Below are 18,565 nucleotides of genomic sequence, written 5' to 3' on the forward strand. Positions count from 1 at the left end.
TCAGCAGGAAAAGGACGGGTGCTTCTTTGTTTTTGCCAGTTTCTTTCGTCTGAGGGATGCAAAAATTGTACTTGGATACAACAAAGATAAAATCGTGCTGCGTTTCGCAAAATAATCTGGTTTCGCAAAAATTCACGGTTTGTTAAAATCGAATCATAGAAAAAGAGAGAAAAGAGAGGATGCAATTCATGAAGAGAAGAACGTTTCTGTCGCTGATGGGCGCAGCGGCACTGACCAGCGGCATGATGCTCACCGGCTGCGGAGCGGGCTCCGACGGCGATGACCGCAAGATCGTGCGCATCGGCCATGTGCAGTCCCAGACCCACCCGGATCATCTGGGTCTGGAAGCCTTTGCCAACTACATCAACGAGAAACTGGGCGACAAGTACCGCGTGGAAGTGTACCCCAGCGAGCTGCTTGGCTCTCAGACCGAAATGGTGCAGCTGACCCAGACCGGTGCTATCGACTTTGTGGTGGCATCCACTGCCATCATGGAGACCTTCAGTGCCAAGTACCAGATCTTCAATCTGCCGTATCTGTTCTCCAGCGTGGAAGCCTACCACGAGGCCATGGACGACCCCGAGGTGACCGACCCCATTTTCAAGACCACCTCCAAGGCCGGTCTGGAAACGGTGGCATGGCTGGACGCAGGCACCCGCAACTTCTACACCATCAAGACCCCCATCAACCAGCCTTCCGATCTGAAGGGCCTGAAGATCCGCGTGCAGCAGTCGCCCACCAACGTGGAAATGATGCGTCTGCTGGGCGGCACCGCCACCCCCATGGGCTTCGGTGATGTGTATACCGCGCTGCAGGCCGGTATTCTGGATGGTGCCGAGAACAACGAGCTGGCCCTGACCGATAACGGCCACGGTGATATCTGCAAGTATTACTCCTACGATATGCACCAGATGGTGCCGGATCTTCTGGTGGCAAACTACGCCTTCCTGAACGGGCTCAGCGCCGAGGAGCGCGCCATCTTTGAAGAGGGCTTTCAGATCGTAAAGAGCACCGAGCAGGATGCATGGGAGGATGCTGTGGCCGAGGCCAAGGACAAGGCTGAGAATGAGCAGCATGTCAACTTCATCTATCCGGACACTGCACCGTTCCAGGAGGCCATGGCCCCCCTGCACGATTCCGTGCTGGCAGCAAATCCGGAGCTGCAGCCCATTTATGATCGGATCCAGCAGCACAACGCTGCCCATACTGCGGACTGAGGAGGAGCATCATGGAAAAACTGAGAAATACTCTGAACAAGCTGCTCAACCTGCTGGCAGGCCTGAGCATGACGGTCATGGTGGTGCTGACTGCCTATCAGGTCATCGTCCGTTACATCTTCAATTCGCCCTCCACATGGTCGGAAGAGCTGGTGGGCTATCTGTTCGGCTGGAGCACCATGCTGGGCGCTACCATCGTTTCCGGTGAGCGCGGCCACATGAACATCCCCGTGCTGGTAGACCGGTTCAACCCCACCATGCGCAAGGCATTCCACATCTTTGCCGAGGTCATCGCCTTCATCTTCTCTGCTGCCATTCTGGTCTTCGGCGGTTTTCAGGTGTCCAAGCTGGCAATGGGCCAGCAGACCTCCTCGCTGGGCGTGGCCGTGGGTGTGTTCTACTGGGTCATGCCGGTCTGCGGCGTGATCATTCTGGTGTATTCCGTGCTGAACATTATCGGCATCGCCAACGGCTCCATCTGTCTGGATGTCCCGGAGGATGCAGACTATGCAAAGGTGGAAGCCGAGATGGCTGCCGATGCTGACAAGGAAAACAAGGAGGACTAAGCTGTGGCAATTCAAGCATTACTCGTGATCCTGGCAGTGCTGCTGGTGCTGCTGTTTCTCGGCGTGCCTATCTCGTACGCCATTGCAGTCTCTTCGCTGACTGCCATCCTTTCTTCCATCGATCTGAACGTGGCAGTGCTGACGGCTGCTCAGCGCACCTTTGTGGGTATGAGCAAGTTCAGCCTTACCGCCATCCCGTTCTTCATTCTGGCGGGCAACATCATGAATCAGGGCGGCATCGCCAAGCGTCTGGTGGATTTCGTCATGGCCATTCTGGGCAAGCTGCCCGGCGCACTGCTGGTGACCAACATCGGCACCAACGCCCTGTTCGGCGCCATTTCCGGCTCCGCCTCCGCCGCGGCTGCCGCCGTCGGCTCCATCATCCGCGACGGTGCCGAGGAGCAGGGCTACGACCCCGCCGTTACTGCTGCCACCAACGCCGCCTCTTCCTGCTCCGGCCTGCTGATCCCGCCGTCCAACGCTCTGATCACCTACTCTTTGGCGTCCGGCGGTACCTCTGTGGCGGCGCTGTTCATGGCCGGTTACATCCCCGGCATCATCTGGGCACTGTGCTGCTGTGTGGTGGGCGTGCTGCTGGCTGTCAAGCTGGGCTATAAAGGCACTCCCGGCAAGTTCGACTGGAAAAATCTCGGCGTATGCACCCTGCGCGCCCTGCCTTCTCTGTCCCTGATCATCGTGGTCATCGGCGGCATCATCGGCGGTGTGTTCTCCGCCACCGAGGGCTCTGCCATCGCGGTCGTCTACGCGCTGGTGCTGGCTTTCTGCTACCGCTCCATCAACCTGAAAAGCCTGTGGAAGATCATTGTGGACTCTGCCAAGATGTCCGGCATGGTGGTGTTCCTGGTGGGCGTTTCCAACATTCTGGGCTGGGTCATGGCCTTCCTGCAGATCCCGGATGCTGTGGCGGCTGCCCTGCTCAGCCTGACCAGCAACAAGTATGTGATCCTGCTCATCATGAACGTGATCCTGCTGGTGTCCGGCACCTTCATGGACGTGACCCCGGCCATCCTTATCTTCACCCCGCTGTTCCTGCCCATCTGCCAGAGCTTTGGCATGAGCACGGTACAGTTCGGTCTGATCCTCGTGTATAACCTGTGCATCGGCAACATCACCCCACCTGTGGGCAATGCACTGTTCGTGGGCATCAAGGTGGGCCGCACCTCGCTTGCCAAGGTCATGCCGTACATGCTCATGTACTATGTGGCCATCATCGGCGGTCTGCTGCTGGTCACCTTTATCCCGGCAGTGTCTACCGCACTGCCTCAGGCAATGGGCCTGATGTAACTGAGACATCTCCTTTTTCTTCTCCTAAAAGGCGGTACCTGCTTTGCGGCGGGCACCGCCTTTTCCTGTTGCACAACCCTGTGCCGCTGCGGTATACTATCAGCAAAAGGGGAGTGAGACAAGATGCGCAGACGGACTTTTCTGGCCGGACTGGGCCTTGCTGCGCTGCAGCTGGCAGGCTGTGCCGCGCAGCCGCAGACCGTGCCGGACTTTGTGCTGACCTATGCCGACAACCAGCCTGCCGGGTATCCCACCACGCAGGGTGCGCAGTATTTTGCAGACCTTGTGCAGCAGCAGACCGGGGGCAGGGTGGTCGTTCAGGTCAAGGTGAACGGCGAGTACGGCTCAGAGCAGCAGGTGTGGGAGCAGCTTGCCATTGGCGGCGTGGATTTTGCGCGTGTGTCACTGTCGGTGGCCGCCGATGATCTGCCCCGGCTCAATGTGCTGCTGTTGCCGTACCTCTATCGGGATGCCGACCATATGTGGCGTGTGCTGGATGGCAGCATCGGGGAGGCGTTTTTGCAGGATTTTACCGCGCAGGGCATGGTGGGCCTGAGCTGGTATGACGCAGGTGCCCGCTCCTTCTATGCCCGTCAGCCGGTGCGCAGCCTGAGCGACCTGCAGGGCAAGACCATCCGCGTACAGGACTCCCAGATCGTGATCGATATGATCCGCCTGCTGGGTGCAGTGCCGGAAACTTCGGCCTACAGTGACGTATACTCGGCCTTTGAGACCGGACAGATCGATGCTGCTGAGAACAACTGGCCGGCCTACTATTCCATGGAGCACTACAAGGTGGCGCGGTACTACATGGCCGATGAACACAGCCGCGTGCCGGAGGTGCAGCTGGCTTCCGGCCGCACATGGAATGCACTGCCGGAGGAATACCGGAAGATCCTGCAGGAATGCGCCCGGGCATCGGCACAGTATGAGCGCCAGCTCTGGGCACAGGAGGAAACAACGGCCCGCGAAGCGGCGTTGGCGGGTGGGTGCCGGGAACTGCCGCTGCCCGAAGAAGAAATGCAGAACTTCCGCCAGCTGGTTCAGCCGCTGTACCAGAAATACTGTGCCGACTATCTGCCGCTGGTGGAAGAGATACAGCGGAATTGAGGCCGCTAAAGAATGATTCAAAAAGACACTCTTAATATTTCCTAAGAAATCTTTCGTGGAAAACGCGGCAGCGGGCTGGTATACTGAAAGAAATGAATGAAAACTGGGAGGAAAAGAGAATGGCAGGACAGACGATTCTGATCGTGGAGGACGACCCGGACATCCGGGACGGTGTGCGCATCCTGCTGTCAGGGGAAGGCTATCATATTCTGGAGGCGGAAAACGGCCTGCGGGCATTGGAACTGTTCAACCCGGAGGTGGATCTTGTCATTCTGGACATCATGATGCCGGGCATGAGCGGCCTGCGCGTGTGTGAGGAGCTGCGCAAGAGCTCAACGGTGCCCATCCTGTTCCTCACCGCAAAATCGCAGGAATCCGATAAGCTGTTGGGCCTGACTGCGGGCGGCGACGACTATCTGGCAAAACCCTTCTCCTTTACGGAGCTCAGTGCCCGGGTCAAGGCACTGCTGCGCCGGTACTGCGTCTATCTGGGCAAGGAGCAGGCACCGCAGAAGCCGCGCAACACCACGCTGGAAGCGCACGGCGTGCGGCTTGCGCTGGACTGCAACCGGGTGTGGGTGGATGAGCGGGAGGTGGACCTGACCGAGACCGAATACAAGATCCTGCGGCTGCTGATGCAGAACCCGCAGCGCATCTATTCCATCCAGGTTATCTACGAAACGGTGTGGAACGAGCCTTATTATTATGTCTCCAACGGCACGGTGATGGTGCACATCCGCAATCTGCGCATGAAGGTGGAGGATGATCCGCAAAAACCCGCCCGTATCTGTACCGTGTGGGGCAAAGGCTACCGCTTTGCTGCCGGAGAGGAAGGCCGCTTATGAAAGAGCATCACGGCCTTGCAAAGCAGTTCATACGCATCATTGCGCTGGCGGCGCTGGAAAGCGTGCTGCTGCTGACAGTATCGCAGGTGGTGCTTGCCAAGGGGCTGCGCTTCTGGTTCAGCCGCACGGAGGTACAGCAGCACGCCACCCAGAAACAGGTGCAGGAGCTGCAGAGCTATGTGACCGAACATCACCTTGCCAGCACCGATGTAAAGGAATTGACAGACTGGAGCCATAAGCGGCGCTATACCCTGCTGGAACTCTACCGGGGCCAGACGATGATCTACTCTTCGTTTGCACCCAAAGACGGGATGATCTCGTTTCTGCCGCAGAACGGCACATCGGATCATAACACGGGTGTTCTGGTGGATAAGACCGACTTTTACGATTGGCTGCCCTGCTACACGCTCACCTTTGCAGACGGCGAGGTGAGCGCGATGCTCTATTACAACGGCTTCAATACCTATTACGGCATCGGGTGCGAGATCTTGCTTTCCCTGTGCATCTTATGGTGGTTCCCGAGCCTCTTCCTGCTGCACTGCCGCAGGATCGTGCGCTACGTCGTGCAGCTCAGCGAGGAGATCCAGGCCATGGAGGGCGGCGATCTGGATCACCCCATTACCATCCGCGGCAGCGATGAGATCACCACGCTGGCGTCCTGTCTGGACTCCATGCGGGTGACCTTGCGCCAGCAGCAGGAAGAGGAGGCACAGGCATCGGCCAAGGTGAAAAACCTCATCACCGAAATGTCTCACGACCTGCGCACGCCGCTGACCACCCTGCTGCTGTATACCGAGATCCTGCGCTGCCGCAAGTACGAAACGCCGGAACAGGCCGACAATTACCTGAACAAGATCGACGCGAAGGCCCGGCAGATCAAGCAGCTTTCGGATAATCTGTTCGAGTATGCGCTGGTCACCCGGGATACCGTGGCCGTGCTGGACCCGCCCGCACATTTTTCAGCGGTGTTTGAAGAGCCGCTCACGGAAATGGTGGAAACGCTGCAGCAGCGCGGCTTTGCCTGCGCGCTGGAACTGGGCGATGAGGACGTGCTGCTCTCGGTCAGCGGGCAGTATGTGCGCCGCATTCTGGATAACATCACCTCCAATCTGCTCAAGTATGCAGATCCGGACAGGGATGTTGTCGTGCGCTTTGTGCAGGAGGGAAGCAGAGCGGGGCTTTGTTTTGAGAACTGCGTGCTGCCGGTGCCTGCTTCCTCAGAGAGCACCAAGGTGGGCCTGCCCAGCATCGAAACCATGATGGAAAAAATGCAGGGTGTCTGCCGCATTGAGCAGCCGGAGGGCGTTTTCCGCATGACACTGCTGTTCAAAACAGCAAAAGAGTAAATTTAGAACTGCTGCATGAGAGTGCGGCAGTTTTTTTGTTGTCAGCTGCTGTACCCTCTCAGCTTTGGCGGTGCGGAAAAGGATGTGGCTTTGCAGGGGCTTTCCCCATGGAAAAGCTGACGCTGTCTTTTTTCATCTTAACCACTCTTAAGAAATTCCTGCCCCTTTTCCTAAGAATCATCCTGTATACTTCCAGATATTGGCGGGGGAGTACCACCGCTGTACACAATACAGGAGGGGCGATACAATGCTGCGAAAGAAAAACAGCGAGCCGGCGCAGCTGCCGGAGGCCCGGCAGGAGCTGCTGGGATTTGAAAGCCCGGCGGCGCAGCCGGGCAAAAAAGACCCGAAACAGTTTTTGAAGCACAACTGGAAAAAGATCACGGCGGTGGTGTGCGTGGCGGCGGTGGCCGCTGCGGTGCTGCTGCCCAAAACCAGCAAAAAAGACGTGCAGGCCAGCACCCAGTATGTGGAAGCAGCGCTGGAACGGCGGGATATCACCAACACCTTCAGCGGTTCCGGAACCATTTCCGCAGCCAATACCTATACGGTCAAGTCGCTGGTGAAGGGTACCGTGCTCACCGCCGATTTCGAGGTGGGTGATACCATCGAAAAGGGAACGGTGCTGTATACCATCGACAGCTCAGACGTTGCCACCAGCGTGGAAAAGGCCCAGCTCGCTCTGGAGCAGGCGCAGCGCAGCTACGACGATGCCGCCGATGCCCAGTACATCCGCAGTGTCATTGGCGGCACAGTGGCTTCCATCAAGGTCAAGGCCGGTGACTACGTAACCGCCGGGCAGGAGATCGCCACCGTGCGGGATGATTCCAGCCTGCTGCTCACGTTGGAATTCCCGGCGGCAGATGCTTCCAATTTTGCCGTGGGTCAGGCTGCACAGGTCATGCTCAACGGTACCTTTGAGACCCTTTCCGGCACGGTGCAGGCTGTGGCCGGCACCGACACCATCAGCAGCGGCAATCTGCTGGTGCGCACCGTGACCATTGCGGTGCCGAACAACGGCAGCCTGACCACCGCACAGGCAGCGTCGGCCTCCATCAATGGCGTCAGTGCGCTGGCCTCGGCCCGGTTCGATTACCAGCACCAGCAGACCGTCACAGCCACCACCAGCGGCACCGTGTCCGCTGTCTGTGTCAAAGAGGGCACTGCCGTTGCGGCGAACACGGCCATTGTGCAGCTTTCCGGCACCGAGCTGAGCAGGCAGGTGCAGTCCGCTGCCGACAGCCTGCTGAACGCACAGCTTTCCATGAGCGACACCGAAAAGCAGATGGAAAATTATACCATCACCTCGCCCATCAGCGGCACCGTGATCCAGAAGAATGTCAAGGCCGGTGACACTGTGGGCACCGACACGGCTTCCAGCGAGACGCTGTGCACCATCTACGACCTGAGCTATCTGGAAATGACCCTGAATGTGGACGAGCTGGAGATCCTCTCCATCAAGGAGGGGCAGACCGTCACCATCACCGCAGACGCCATCTCGGACCGCACCTTTACCGGCGTGGTCACCAGCGTTTCCGCTGCAGGCACCACCACCGGCGGCACCACGACCTACCCGGTGACCATCCGCATCGATGACACCGGCGACCTGCTGCCCGGCATGAATGCCACGGCGGAGATCGAGGTGAGCAGTGCCGAGAATGCCCTCACCATTCCCAATGGCGCGGTGGTGCGCGGCAATTACGTGCTTGTCACCAAGGACTCGCCCAGTGCCGTCAACGCCGTGCAGGATATGACTGCGCCGGACGGCTATGTGTACGTGAAGATCACCACCGGCACCAGCGACAACGATTCGATCGAGGTGACCGGCGGCCTGCAGGAGGGCGACACCATCGCCTACGATGCCGACGCTGCTGAAAAGCAGAACGCCAGCGACAGCATGGAGTTCATGGTGGGCCCGGGCGGCAGCGGCGGGCACGGCAGAGGGAACGGAGGCCCCGGCGGCGGAGGCCCGGGAGGTGGCTTCTGATGAGTGCCCTCATTGAATTTGATCATGTGTGCAAGTATTACCAGATGGGCGATACCCTTGTAAAGGCTGCAGATCACATTTCGATGCAGATCAACAAGGGCGAGTTCGTGGCCATCGTGGGCCAGTCCGGCTCCGGCAAATCCACCTGCATGAACATCATTGGCTGTCTGGATGTGCCCACGGCTGGCACCTACAAACTCAATGGCCGGGATGTGGGCAGAATGAGCCGCGATGAACTGGCCGAGATCCGCAACGAGCTGCTGGGCTTCATCTTTCAGCAGTATAATCTGCTGCCCAAGCTCAGCCTGATGGAAAACGTGGAGGTTCCGCTGGTGTATGCTGGGGTGCCGCGCGGGGAGCGTCATCGCCGTGCCGCCGCAGCGCTGGAACGGGTGGGCCTTGGAGATAAGCTCCGGAACAAGCCCAACCAGCTTTCCGGCGGTCAGCAGCAGCGTGTTTCCATCGCGCGGGCACTGGCAGGCTGTCCGGCTGTCATTCTGGCCGACGAGCCCACCGGTGCACTGGACAGCCACACCGGCCGTGAGGTACTGAAAATGCTGCAGGAGCTGCACCGGCAGGGCAATACCGTGGTGCTCATCACCCACGATAACTCCATTGCCGTGCAGGCCCAGCGCATCATCCGGCTGGAGGACGGCCGTGTGGTGTATGACGGCGATGCCCACGCACCTGAGGCCGTGGTGCAGCCCGGCTGTGGGATCAGGACGGAACAGGAGGGGAGCGCATCATGATCTATGAGACCTTCCGCGAGGCCGTCCAGAACATCTGGAGCAACAAGTTCCGCACCTTCCTCACCATGTTGGGCATTATCATCGGCGTGACGGCGGTCATCGTCATCGTGGGTCTGGGCAACGGCATGACCCAGAGCATCGCGTCCAGCTTTGCAGACCTTGGCACCAATATCATCAGCGTGCAGGTCATGGGCTACGGCTCCCGGTCAGTGAAGGTGGAGGATGTTTACAGCCTCGTGGATGCCCACCCGGATCTGTTCGAGGCGGTGTCGCCGACAGCCAGCATCAACGGCACCGTGAAGGTGGGCACCACCAGCTACAGCAACACCTCCGTCAAGGGCGTGAGCGAGAGCTATCTTGGGATGAGCGGCTACACCGTCCGCGTCGGGCGCGGCATCAACTATGTGGATCTGACCGACAACAAGAAGATCTGCGTTGTGGGCGACTATATCAGCCGTGTGGCCTATGGCGGCAATGCCGTGGGCCAGACCATCAAGATCGGCTCAGAAAAATATACCATTGTGGGCGTACTGGAAGCCAAGGTGACAGACACCTCGGATCAGGAGGGCAGCAGCGATGATATCGTTCTGCTGCCCTACACCACGGCGCTCCGCGTTTCCAAAACCAGCACCGCCAGCTCCTACGCTGTCACCGTGACCAGCGAGGACAACATTTCCGAAGCAAAGACCGTACTGGAAAACGGCCTGCAGGAGCTGCTCAATTCCGATGAGGGCTACATGGTCACCAGCATGAGCGAAATGCTGGATATGATGACCTCCATGGTGAACATGGTCGTCACCATCCTCACAGCCATTGCGGCGATCTCGCTGCTGGTGGGCGGCATCGGCATCATGAACATCATGATGGTGTCCGTCACCGAGCGCACCCGTGAGATCGGCATCCGCAAGGCGCTGGGTGCGAAGGAACGGGTCATTCTGGGCCTGTTCGTCACCGAAGCTGCCACCACTTCCGCCCTCGGCGGCGTGCTGGGCATCGGTCTCGGCTATCTGCTTTCCGCGCTTGCCAACAGGATCCTGCCACTGGTCATGAGCGATATGGAAATGACCGTGTCGCCGTCCCTTGGCTCGGTGGCTGTGGCCTTTGGCATTTCGGTGGGCATCGGTGTGCTGTTCGGCTACCTGCCCGCAAAGCGTGCGGCCCGGCTGAACCCCATCGAAGCGCTGCGCTATGACTGATAACCCTCTCACTGGCACGGTCCGCTTGAAGCGGCGCAATGCCGGAGCTCTCCCGAAGGGCGAGCCCAAAATTAAGGAGGTAACTATGAAAAAACGATTTCTCGCACTGCTGCTGGCGGTGTGCATCGGCGTGTCCGTGCTGGTGCTGCCGGCTTCGGCAGCGGGCTCCAACACGGCGGTGCAGACGGCGGTGACGCTGGGCGCTTTCTCCACCGAGGAAGCGGCCGGGCTGAGCACGCCGCTCACCCGCGGGCAGCTGGCAAAGCTGCTGGTGGCCTTTTCTGCCTACCACGATAACGCCAATACGCAGGGCAGCATCGGCACCCTGTATACCGATGTGAGCGGCAGCAGCGCTTATGCGCCCTATATCCGCATTGCAGTGCAGCAGGGCTGGATGAGCGGCTACATCGACGGTTCCTTCCGTCCGGATAACACCGTCACACTGGAAGAAGCCTGCACTGCCGCCCTGACCCTGCTGGGCTACGATATCACCACCTTGACCGGTGGTTTTCCGGCAGCACAGCTGAACAAGGCCAATGCCATCGGCCTGCGGAGCAATCTGGGCTGCACGCAGGGCCAGACCATGACTCTGGAAGAGGGCGCAGTGCTGCTGTACAATGCCCTTACCGCAAATACGGCAGACGGCAGTGTGTACGGCACCACGCTGGGCTACACCGTGACGAACGGTCAGGTGGATGTTTCCTCCATCCTGCTCAGCAGTCTGGAGGGCCCCTTTGTGGCATCCGAGGGTGAGAGCCTGCCCTTTGTGCCAGAGGCCATCTACCGCAATGGCAGTGTGAGCACCTCGGCACAGCTTTCCGCCTATGACGTATACTATTACAATGCCAGCGCAAAGACGGTGTGGATCTACACCCGCAAGGCAGCAGGCCGTATCACGGCGGTGTCGCCCAGCGCCAGCGCACCCACCTCTGTTACCGTGGCAGGCACCAGCTACACCATTGCAAGCTCCTCGGCGGCGGCACAGCTGTCCAGCCTGAACGGCGGCGGTGTGGGGCAGGTGGTCACCCTGCTGCTGGGCATGAACAACGAGGCCGTTGCGGTGCTGACCGGCGATGAAGCGGACGAAGTATTCTACGGTGTGGTGCAGACCGCCGCCCGCAGCCTTGTGGAGGAAAATGGTGCGGACGTCCGGCAGGCGGTGGCAGTCAAGTGCACCGACGGCGTTACCCGTACCGTGAATGTGGACAAAAGCCTGAATTACCCGGCAGGCTGGATGGTGAAGATCATAGTGAACGCCGAGGGTGAACAGGTGGAGACCATCACCAAAACCAGCACCTCCGGCACCATCAATGCAGACAGCACTGCTCTGGGCGGCACTGCCCTTGCAGACGACGTAGAAATTCTGGATACGACATCGGAGGGTGTGGCTGGGACGGTAAGTCCCAGCCGCCTATCGGGGGTAACACTTTCTGACGCCGATGTGCGCTACTACACCACCAACGAAAACGGCCAGATCGACCGCCTGATCCTGAACGATGTGACCGGTGATCTGTGGACCTATGGCGTGCTGGATGATGTGAAGAACCTCATCAACAACACCACGACCACCACCAGCGGAACGACCTCCTCCGGCATGACGGTCAGCACGGCGATCAAAAAGCTCACAGGGAACGACAGCACCACTGGCACGACCGGCAGCACAACCACCACCACGACCACGACAGATGATTCCCAGATCATCAGCGATGTGGCGGATATCGTGCTGCCCAGCACCGGCGATCTTTTGTGGGGCCTTGTGGACGGCAGCATTGGCAGCAGCCTGTGGGAAAGCGTGACCGGCAGCACCGATAAACTGGCAAGCTACCTGCTCAAACTGGGCGCCAACAATACCAGCGGCAGCCTGAGCACCGTGCTCAACTATCTGGGAAGCGGTGCAGATTATGTGTGCTACGTGAACGGCAAACAGACGACCTACAAGACCAGTACCAAATATCCGGTGCTGGCAGGCGGCATCGCCATTGGCACCAGCACCTCCGGTACGGTCAAGTCCATGACGCAGCTGCTGCCCGTAGTCATTGACAAGGTGGGTGCGGCCTCGGTCATGAGCGGAAACAAAAAGTACGAAACTGCCGATGAGATGCAGGTGTATCTGTGGTATAAAGGCACCTACTATCCCACCACTCTTTCTCAGGTGAACGGTGAGGAGTACACCCTCATCGGCTGGTACGATGGCGGCCTGCGCGCGGCAGGCGGCAAGATCCGCGTGCTGATCGCGGTCAGGAAAAACTGAATCCGGCCCGGCCCTCCCCGATGGGAGGGCTTTTGCTGTCCGCACAGCGCATACGGTCAGGCTGAAAAATGAATAAAATTTATGCATGTGATGATATCATTTTAGGCTGATTGAGCAAAGAATCGAAAGAAGTCCCATAATCATATTGACATAATGGGTAATGGGGTGTAAACTACATGCATCGGGTCGAGCAAATCCGAAAATTGAGATCATTCAGGGAGGAAACGGCTATGATGTGTTGTTGCGCAATGTGTTGTTGTACCGCAAACGCTTCCCGGACCGGCCGCCCTGCAGTATGGTATGCCGTGTGAGCATATCTGCAAATTCTGTGTGGGAACACGCAGAGAGATCTGATGCTGACCGCCTGGGAGCTTACTCGAAGAGGGAGCTTCCGGGCGTTTTGTTTTGACCCGCAAATCAGGATACAAGGGAGGAATCCGGCAATGGACTGGAATGCGATCCAGCAATATTTGCCGCTCTACCAGAAAGCAGCCGTGCTGACGGTACGGCTGGGCGTTGCAGGCATCATTTTTGCCATCATCATCGGGCTTGCGTGTGCGGTGATCCAATACGACAAGGTGCCGGTGCTGCGGCAGATCGTGGGTGTTTACATCCAGCTGTCCCGCAACACGCCGCTGCTGGTGCAGCTGTTCTTTATCTACTATGGCCTGCCTAAGGTGGGCATCCGGACCAATGCCGAGATCTGCGGCATCGCAGGTCTGGCGTTTCTGGGCGGCAGCTATATGGCCGAAGCATTCCGCAGCGGTCTGGAAGCCATCGAGCCCATCCAGACCGAGAGCGCCTACAGTCTGGGCATGGATCGTCTGCAGACCATGCGGTATGTGATCCTGCCGCAGGCAATGTCCACCAGTATGCCGGCCTTCATGGCAAACGTGATCTTCCTGCTCAAGGAGACCAGCGTATTCAGCGCCATCAGTCTGATGGACCTGATGTTCACGGCCAAGGATCTCATCGGCATGTATTCCAAGACCATCGAATGCCTGTTCCTGCTGGTGGCGTTCTACCTCATCATCCTGCTGCCGGTGTCCATCGTGGGCAGCCTGATCGAAAGGAGGCTGCGCTATGCTGGATTTGGGTCTTGACGTCCTGTTCAAGGGCAAAAACATGGCCCGCCTGATGGGGGGCCTCGGCGTAGCCCTCAAGATCGAGCGCGGCATCCGTGCTGATCGAGCCTGCCGCTCGGCATTCTGCTGGGCGTGCTGATGACCTTCCGCAATCCCATCATCAAGGCGATCCTGCGGCTGTATCTGGAATTTATCCGTATCATGCCGCAGATGGTGCTGCTGTTCCTCGTCTACTTTGGCACCACCCGCGCGTTCGGGTGGAACCTTTCCGGCGAGACGGCATCGATCATCGTGTTCGTGCTGTGGGGCACTGCCGAAATGAGCGACCTTGTGCGCGGTGCACTGATCGCCATTCCGAAGCACCAGTACGAGAGCGCTGAAGCGCTGGGTATGAGCCGCATCCAGACCTACTGGTACATCGTCATCCCGCAGACGGTGCGCCGCCTGATCCCGCTGTCCATCAACCTGATCACCCGTATGATCAAAACCACCAGTCTGGTGCTGATGATCGGTGTGGTAGAGGTGATCAAGGTGGCCCAGCAGATCATTGAGGCCAACCGTACCGCAAGCCCCAATGCAGCCTTCGGCATCTATCTCACAGTTTTTGTGCTATATTTCCTTGCATGCTGGCCCATCAGCCTGCTGGCAAGCTATCTGGAAAAGAAATGGAAGTGACCGTGTATGGCAGAACCTATTTTGACCGTTGAACATTTGATCAAAGCCTACGGCGAGACCCCGGTGCTGGACGATATCAGCTTTGCCGTCAAGCCCGGTGAGGTCATCGTGGTGGTCGGCCCCTCGGGCTGCGGCAAAAGCACGCTGCTGCGCTGCCTGAACGGTTTGGAGCCCACCCAGAGCGGCCGTGTGCGTCTGGGCAGTGGAACCGTTGCCTACGGCGGCAAAAACCTCACCCAGCTGCGCCAGCGGATCGGCATGGTGTTCCAGAGCTACGAGCTGTTCCCGCACATGACGGTGCTGGACAATGTCCTGCTGGCTCCCACCAAGGTGCAGAAGCGCCCCAAAGCAGAGGTGCAGCAGGAGGCCGAGGCCCTGCTGGACCGCGTGGGTCTGCTTGCCAAGAAAAACAGCTACCCGCGTGAGCTTTCCGGCGGACAGAAGCAGCGTGTTGCCATCGTGCGCGCACTGTGTATGCACCCGGAGATCCTTCTGTTTGATGAAGTGACCGCTGCCCTTGACCCGGAAATGGTGCGCGAGGTGCTGGACGTTATGCTGGACCTTGCCAAGCAGGGCAAGACCATGATCATCGTCACCCACGAAATGCAGTTTGCCCGCGCCATTGCCAACCGTGTCATCTTCCTGGATGGCGGCAAGATCGTGGAAGAGGCTGCACCGGCCGAGTTCTTTGACCGGCCCAAGACCGAGCGCGCGCAGCGCTTCCTGCGCACATTCACGTTTGATGCTGTGAAATGAGTCACAGATCAAGATAAAGACTGCGGGTGTTTCGCAGCCAATGGGAAAGATTTTGTAAAGGAGAATCCACTATGAAACAGTCTAAAATTTCTCGTCGTTCCTTCCTGCTGGGTCTGGGCGCAGTGTCCGCTGCTGCTGCTCTGACCGCATGCGGCGGCTCTTCTTCTGCTTCTACCGCAACTGCAGCATCTGGCAGCGCAGCATCCGGCAGCAGCGTGGTCTACCGCACGCTGGATCAGATCAAGGAGTCCGGCACCATCAATATCGGTGTTTTCTCCGATAAGAACCCGTTCGGCTACGTGGATGAGAACGGCGAGTATCAGGGCTATGATGTCTACTTTGCCCGCCGTCTGGGCGAGGATCTGGGCGTAGAGATCAACTATGTTTCTACCGAGGCTGCCAACCGCATCGAGTATCTGCAGACCGGCAAGGTGGATGTGATCCTGGCAAACTTCACCGTGACCCCCGAGCGCGCAGAGGAAGTGGACTTCGCTCTGCCTTACATGAACGTTGCACTGGGCGTCATTTCCCCGGACAGCAATGTTATCACCACTCTGGACAACTGGAACGCTGACGATCAGATGATCGTCATTTCCGGCACCACTGCCGAGACCTACCTGACCAAGGAGTACCCCGACATTCCGCTGCAGAAGTACGATTCCTATGCAACGGCCAAGAATGCACTGGAGAACGGCAACGGCGTGGCATGGGCCAACGACAACACCGAGGTCATTGCATTTGCAAAGCAGAACCCCGGTTACACGGTCGGCATTCCCTCTCTGGGCAGTCAGGACACCATTGCTCCTGCTGTGAGCCAGGGCAACACCACCGTTCTGGATTGGCTGAACGAGGAGATCAAGGCTCTGGGCGAAGAGAACTTCTTCCACAAGGACTATGAGGAGACTCTGGTGGATACCTACGGTCTTGACTATGAGGACGAGCTGGTCGTTGAGGGCGGTGTGACCGGCGGCGCAGATGCCGCATCCAGCGAAGCTGCTTCTTCGGAAGCCGCATCTTCTGAGGCTGCTGCTTCCGAAGTAGCTTCCAGCGCAGCCGCACAGTAAATAAAAACACCGAGCGGGCAGGAGAGGGCTGAACCTTTCCTGCCCGTTTTTGCATTGCACCATCTGCCGGAACGTGCTATACTGGAACAAAACAACTCCTGTCCGAAAAACCTGAAAAAGAGAGGATGTTCCCAATGAAACGTGCCTATACGAACGGGATCCTGCTGGATGGCACCGAGCAGATGCAGCCGGTAGCGCACAAAATCCTGCTGACCGAGGATGATAAGATCACTGCCATTGCCGATGAGGGTGTGGATCTGGATGGCTATGAGGTCATCGATCTGCACGGCAGCTATATCATGCCGGGTCTGGTCAATCTGCATGTGCATCTGGCGGGCAACGGCAAGCCCAGCGCAAAGCCGCGGGACAATGCTGCGCTGGTGCGCAAAATTCTGAGCAATGGCCTGACCCGTGCGGTGGCCTACAGGCTGGTGTGCAGCTACGCGAAGCTGGAACTGCTGGGCGGCGTGACCACCATCCGTACCGTGGGCGGCATTGCGGATTTTGACACTCGCTGCCGGGACGATGCCGCTGCAGGCAGACTGCTGGCACCGCGCATTCTTGCCGCCAACGAGGGCATTTCGGTGCCCGGGGGACACATGGCGGGTTCGGTGGCAGTTGCGGCCCATAACAATGCCGAAGCGCTGGCTCAGCTCAGAAAGGCCAGCAGCCAGAAGGTGGATCTTGTCAAGCTGATGATCACCGGCGGTGTGCTGGATGCCACGGAAAAGGGAACGCCCGGAGAGCTGAAAATGAAGCCGGAGATGGTCAAAGCCGTTTGCGACGAAGCCCACAGGCTGGGCTACACCGTAGCAGCACACACCGAATCGCCGGAGGGCGTAAAGGTGGCGCTGGAAAATGGGGTGGATTCCATCGAGCACGGTGCAAAGATGGATGGTGAGACGGTCCGCCTGTATAAGGAGCGGGGAGCCTTCCTGTGCACGACCATCTCCCCGGCGCTGCCCTATGCGCTGTTCGATACAGCGGTTTCCGGTGCCTCGGAAAAGGATCAGTACAACGGCAAGATCGTGTTTGACGGTGTGGTGGAAAGCGCAAAGACCGCGCTTGCCAACGGCATCCCGGTGGGCTTGGGCAATGACGTGGGCTGCCCCTACATCACCCAGTATGATTTCTGGCGGGAACTGTGCTATTTCCATAAGTATTGCGGGGTGAGCAATCGGTTCGCCCTCTACACGGCGACCCTGCGCAATGCACAGCTGGCCGGAGTAGGAGATGTGACCGGTTCCATTGAGCCGGGCAAGAGCGCAGACTTTATTGTGACGAAGCACGATCCGCTGGAAGACCTGCGTGCGCTGCAGCATCTGGAACTGGTAGTGTGCCGGGGCCATGTGATCAAAAAGCCGAATCCTAAGCGCAATAAAACGGTCGATGCCCTGCTGGACCCGTATCTGGCATAAAACTGCGGAAAGAGATCAAAAGAAAAGCAAGGGGCTGCTGCACCAGATGACGTGCGGCAGCCCCTTGCTTTGCAGCGGAAGATTCACATGCTTGCCATCACAGCCAGAATGCTCTGCCAGCTCTTGCTCCGGGCAGGGGAAGTGTGAGCCGAACGGCTGCGGCTGACAGCTGTGGCTGTGCCGGAAGCGGCAGGGCCCATGGCAGTCAGCGGCACAGACGGATGGAAGAATACGGCGGTATCGCTGGCCAGCCACTGGGCCGCAAGGTGCGCGGCCTGCGGGTCTGCCTGCAAGGCGCGGCGCTCGCTTCCGGCCAGAAAATCTGCCAGCCAGTAGAGGATGGCGCTCAGCGGCTGACTTGGTGCAGGGCCCTGACTCCAGTAGGTCCAGCGGGCACCGGCTCCTACAAAACTCTCCACGGTAATAACGGCACCGGTGCGGGCGTTCTGCGGGATGCTGCCCTGATGATCGGCTCCTGCAAGGGTGCGCAGCTCAGACAGGATGCGCTGGGTGCGTGCCAGATTCCAGCCGGTCCTCCCGGCAGTAGGCACGGAAATCGGTCTCGTCGATCAGGCCGTCGGCACTGGAAGGAAAGCGGCCTACCAGCTGCCCATCAGCATTGTGGCACAGCTGCCAGCCCTTGCGGAACAGCTGAAAGTTCAGGCAGCGGCGCCCCATGGTGGAGTAGCACAGGATGGAGGTGTTCTCACCGGGCAGCTGCTTGAGCTCCAGACAGGCATCGTTGCCGCAGGTATCCTGCAGCTTTACCGTTAAAAGAAGCTGCGCACGGGGGTGCTGGGCAGACATGGCGTTGTGCATTGCGGTAAAATAACGGCTGGCGTCCATCGTGAGTTCCTCCCTGAAAAGCTGATACAGCGGTTCGTTGTATAACAGGCGGGTTCTGCAGCAGACAGCCCTGTGCACGGGGCGGCTTACGCAGGATTGTTTTATCTTGTGAACCTAGTATAGCATATTTCGCAACGAAAAACAACTAT

Annotated in this window: 18 protein-coding genes; 16 read left to right on the forward strand and 2 right to left on the reverse strand. The window is 58.7% G+C overall.

The annotated features are described in order from the left end of the window. Positions 1 to 188: 188 nt before the first annotated feature. The 16 genes from ACKXF7_RS11220 to ACKXF7_RS11295 all read left to right on the forward strand — a co-directional run bounded on the left by ACKXF7_RS11220 (position 189) and on the right by ACKXF7_RS11295 (position 17,570). Positions 189 to 1,217, forward strand: a complete 1,029-nt coding sequence (locus ACKXF7_RS11220; protein ID WP_423741318.1) for a TRAP transporter substrate-binding protein — start codon at positions 189 to 191, stop codon at positions 1,215 to 1,217. 11 nt (positions 1,218 to 1,228) lie between these two features. Next, complete coding sequence (locus tag ACKXF7_RS11225; RefSeq protein WP_423741319.1) at positions 1,229 to 1,783, forward strand: TRAP transporter small permease; 555 nt, start codon at positions 1,229 to 1,231, stop codon at positions 1,781 to 1,783. 3 nt (positions 1,784 to 1,786) lie between these two features. Continuing rightward, complete coding sequence (locus tag ACKXF7_RS11230) at positions 1,787 to 3,088, forward strand: TRAP transporter large permease (RefSeq protein ID WP_423741320.1); 1,302 nt, start codon at positions 1,787 to 1,789, stop codon at positions 3,086 to 3,088. A gap of 123 nt (positions 3,089 to 3,211) precedes the next feature. Continuing rightward, positions 3,212 to 4,198 (forward strand): TRAP transporter substrate-binding protein, encoded by a 987-nt coding sequence (gene dctP / locus ACKXF7_RS11235; protein WP_339395658.1) that lies wholly within the window; start codon positions 3,212 to 3,214, stop codon positions 4,196 to 4,198. A gap of 119 nt (positions 4,199 to 4,317) precedes the next feature. Beyond that, positions 4,318 to 5,043 (forward strand): response regulator transcription factor, encoded by a 726-nt coding sequence (locus tag ACKXF7_RS11240; RefSeq protein WP_249236751.1) that lies wholly within the window; start codon positions 4,318 to 4,320, stop codon positions 5,041 to 5,043. Continuing rightward, entirely contained in the window at positions 5,040 to 6,389 is a 1,350-nt protein-coding gene (locus ACKXF7_RS11245) for a HAMP domain-containing protein (protein ID WP_423741321.1), read from the forward strand. Before ACKXF7_RS11240 ends, ACKXF7_RS11245 begins: the two co-directional genes overlap by 4 nt. A gap of 247 nt (positions 6,390 to 6,636) precedes the next feature. Further along, on the forward strand, positions 6,637 to 8,376 hold the full coding sequence (locus tag ACKXF7_RS11250) for an efflux RND transporter periplasmic adaptor subunit (protein ID WP_423741322.1): 1,740 nt from the start codon (positions 6,637 to 6,639) through the stop codon (positions 8,374 to 8,376). Continuing rightward, positions 8,376 to 9,125, forward strand: a complete 750-nt coding sequence (locus tag ACKXF7_RS11255; RefSeq protein ID WP_423741323.1) for an ABC transporter ATP-binding protein — start codon at positions 8,376 to 8,378, stop codon at positions 9,123 to 9,125. The genes ACKXF7_RS11250 and ACKXF7_RS11255 overlap by 1 nt, the downstream gene beginning before the upstream one ends. Then, positions 9,122 to 10,321 (forward strand): ABC transporter permease, encoded by a 1,200-nt coding sequence (locus ACKXF7_RS11260; RefSeq protein ID WP_423741324.1) that lies wholly within the window; start codon positions 9,122 to 9,124, stop codon positions 10,319 to 10,321. The genes ACKXF7_RS11255 and ACKXF7_RS11260 overlap by 4 nt, the downstream gene beginning before the upstream one ends. Before the next feature lie 85 nt (positions 10,322 to 10,406). Further along, the gene (locus ACKXF7_RS11265) at positions 10,407 to 12,572 is read left to right on the forward strand and encodes an S-layer homology domain-containing protein (RefSeq protein ID WP_423741325.1); all 2,166 of its coding nucleotides are present in this window, start codon (positions 10,407 to 10,409) and stop codon (positions 12,570 to 12,572) included. Between the two features lie 443 nt (positions 12,573 to 13,015). Beyond that, positions 13,016 to 13,675 carry an amino acid ABC transporter permease gene (locus tag ACKXF7_RS11270; RefSeq protein ID WP_249236746.1) on the forward strand — a complete coding sequence of 220 codons (660 nt, stop codon included), beginning with the start codon at positions 13,016 to 13,018 and terminating at the stop codon, positions 13,673 to 13,675. After that, positions 13,656 to 13,796 carry a hypothetical protein gene (locus tag ACKXF7_RS11275; protein ID WP_423741327.1) on the forward strand — a complete coding sequence of 47 codons (141 nt, stop codon included), beginning with the start codon at positions 13,656 to 13,658 and terminating at the stop codon, positions 13,794 to 13,796. The genes ACKXF7_RS11270 and ACKXF7_RS11275 overlap by 20 nt, the downstream gene beginning before the upstream one ends. Further along, entirely contained in the window at positions 13,796 to 14,332 is a 537-nt protein-coding gene (locus ACKXF7_RS11280; protein ID WP_423741328.1) for an amino acid ABC transporter permease, read from the forward strand. The genes ACKXF7_RS11275 and ACKXF7_RS11280 overlap by 1 nt, the downstream gene beginning before the upstream one ends. Positions 14,333 to 14,338: 6 nt before the next feature. Next, positions 14,339 to 15,088 (forward strand): amino acid ABC transporter ATP-binding protein, encoded by a 750-nt coding sequence (locus ACKXF7_RS11285; RefSeq protein ID WP_423741329.1) that lies wholly within the window; start codon positions 14,339 to 14,341, stop codon positions 15,086 to 15,088. 71 nt (positions 15,089 to 15,159) lie between these two features. Next, positions 15,160 to 16,152, forward strand: coding sequence for a transporter substrate-binding domain-containing protein (locus ACKXF7_RS11290; RefSeq protein WP_423741330.1), 993 nt, complete (start codon positions 15,160 to 15,162; stop codon positions 16,150 to 16,152). A 134-nt stretch (positions 16,153 to 16,286) separates the two neighbouring features. Then, positions 16,287 to 17,570: an amidohydrolase family protein gene (locus tag ACKXF7_RS11295; RefSeq protein WP_423741331.1), complete on the forward strand. Its 1,284-nt coding sequence runs from the start codon at positions 16,287 to 16,289 to the stop codon at positions 17,568 to 17,570. A gap of 83 nt (positions 17,571 to 17,653) precedes the next feature. Here the strand turns inward: ACKXF7_RS11295 and ACKXF7_RS11300 are convergent, their stop codons facing one another. Both ACKXF7_RS11300 and ACKXF7_RS11305 read right to left on the reverse strand, forming a co-directional pair. Continuing rightward, positions 17,654 to 18,121 carry a hypothetical protein gene (locus ACKXF7_RS11300; protein WP_423741332.1) on the reverse strand — a complete coding sequence of 156 codons (468 nt, stop codon included), beginning with the start codon at positions 18,119 to 18,121 and terminating at the stop codon, positions 17,654 to 17,656. After that, a complete protein-coding gene (locus ACKXF7_RS11305) occupies positions 18,063 to 18,416 on the reverse strand; it encodes a hypothetical protein (RefSeq protein ID WP_423741333.1) in 354 nt (117 codons plus the stop codon). Before ACKXF7_RS11305 ends, ACKXF7_RS11300 begins: the two co-directional genes overlap by 59 nt. Positions 18,417 to 18,565: the final 149 nt, after the last annotated feature.

Origin of the sequence: Faecalibacterium sp. 7, from assembly GCF_049562865.1 — a bacterium.
GTDB classification, from domain to species: Bacteria; Bacillota; Clostridia; order Oscillospirales; family Ruminococcaceae; genus Faecalibacterium; species Faecalibacterium wellingii.

What these genes read in the sequence shown, in the direction of transcription:
- ACKXF7_RS11255 (WP_423741323.1), top strand. Translation starts at nt 8,376, where the DNA reads ATGAGTGCCCTCATTGAATTTGATCATGTGTGCAAGTATTACCAGATG.
- ACKXF7_RS11250 (WP_423741322.1), top strand. Translation starts at nt 6,637, where the DNA reads ATGCTGCGAAAGAAAAACAGCGAGCCGGCGCAGCTGCCGGAGGCCCGG.
- ACKXF7_RS11280 (WP_423741328.1), top strand. Translation starts at nt 13,796, where the DNA reads ATGACCTTCCGCAATCCCATCATCAAGGCGATCCTGCGGCTGTATCTG.
- ACKXF7_RS11295 (WP_423741331.1), top strand. Translation starts at nt 16,287, where the DNA reads ATGAAACGTGCCTATACGAACGGGATCCTGCTGGATGGCACCGAGCAG.
- ACKXF7_RS11225 (WP_423741319.1), top strand. Translation starts at nt 1,229, where the DNA reads ATGGAAAAACTGAGAAATACTCTGAACAAGCTGCTCAACCTGCTGGCA.
- ACKXF7_RS11260 (WP_423741324.1), top strand. Translation starts at nt 9,122, where the DNA reads ATGATCTATGAGACCTTCCGCGAGGCCGTCCAGAACATCTGGAGCAAC.
- ACKXF7_RS11305 (WP_423741333.1), bottom strand. Translation starts at nt 18,416, where the DNA reads ATGGACGCCAGCCGTTATTTTACCGCAATGCACAACGCCATGTCTGCC.
- ACKXF7_RS11220 (WP_423741318.1), top strand. Translation starts at nt 189, where the DNA reads ATGAAGAGAAGAACGTTTCTGTCGCTGATGGGCGCAGCGGCACTGACC.
- ACKXF7_RS11270 (WP_249236746.1), top strand. Translation starts at nt 13,016, where the DNA reads ATGGACTGGAATGCGATCCAGCAATATTTGCCGCTCTACCAGAAAGCA.
- ACKXF7_RS11240 (WP_249236751.1), top strand. Translation starts at nt 4,318, where the DNA reads ATGGCAGGACAGACGATTCTGATCGTGGAGGACGACCCGGACATCCGG.
- ACKXF7_RS11245 (WP_423741321.1), top strand. Translation starts at nt 5,040, where the DNA reads ATGAAAGAGCATCACGGCCTTGCAAAGCAGTTCATACGCATCATTGCG.
- ACKXF7_RS11265 (WP_423741325.1), top strand. Translation starts at nt 10,407, where the DNA reads ATGAAAAAACGATTTCTCGCACTGCTGCTGGCGGTGTGCATCGGCGTG.
- ACKXF7_RS11275 (WP_423741327.1), top strand. Translation starts at nt 13,656, where the DNA reads ATGCTGGATTTGGGTCTTGACGTCCTGTTCAAGGGCAAAAACATGGCC.
- dctP (WP_339395658.1), top strand. Translation starts at nt 3,212, where the DNA reads ATGCGCAGACGGACTTTTCTGGCCGGACTGGGCCTTGCTGCGCTGCAG.
- ACKXF7_RS11285 (WP_423741329.1), top strand. Translation starts at nt 14,339, where the DNA reads ATGGCAGAACCTATTTTGACCGTTGAACATTTGATCAAAGCCTACGGC.
- ACKXF7_RS11290 (WP_423741330.1), top strand. Translation starts at nt 15,160, where the DNA reads ATGAAACAGTCTAAAATTTCTCGTCGTTCCTTCCTGCTGGGTCTGGGC.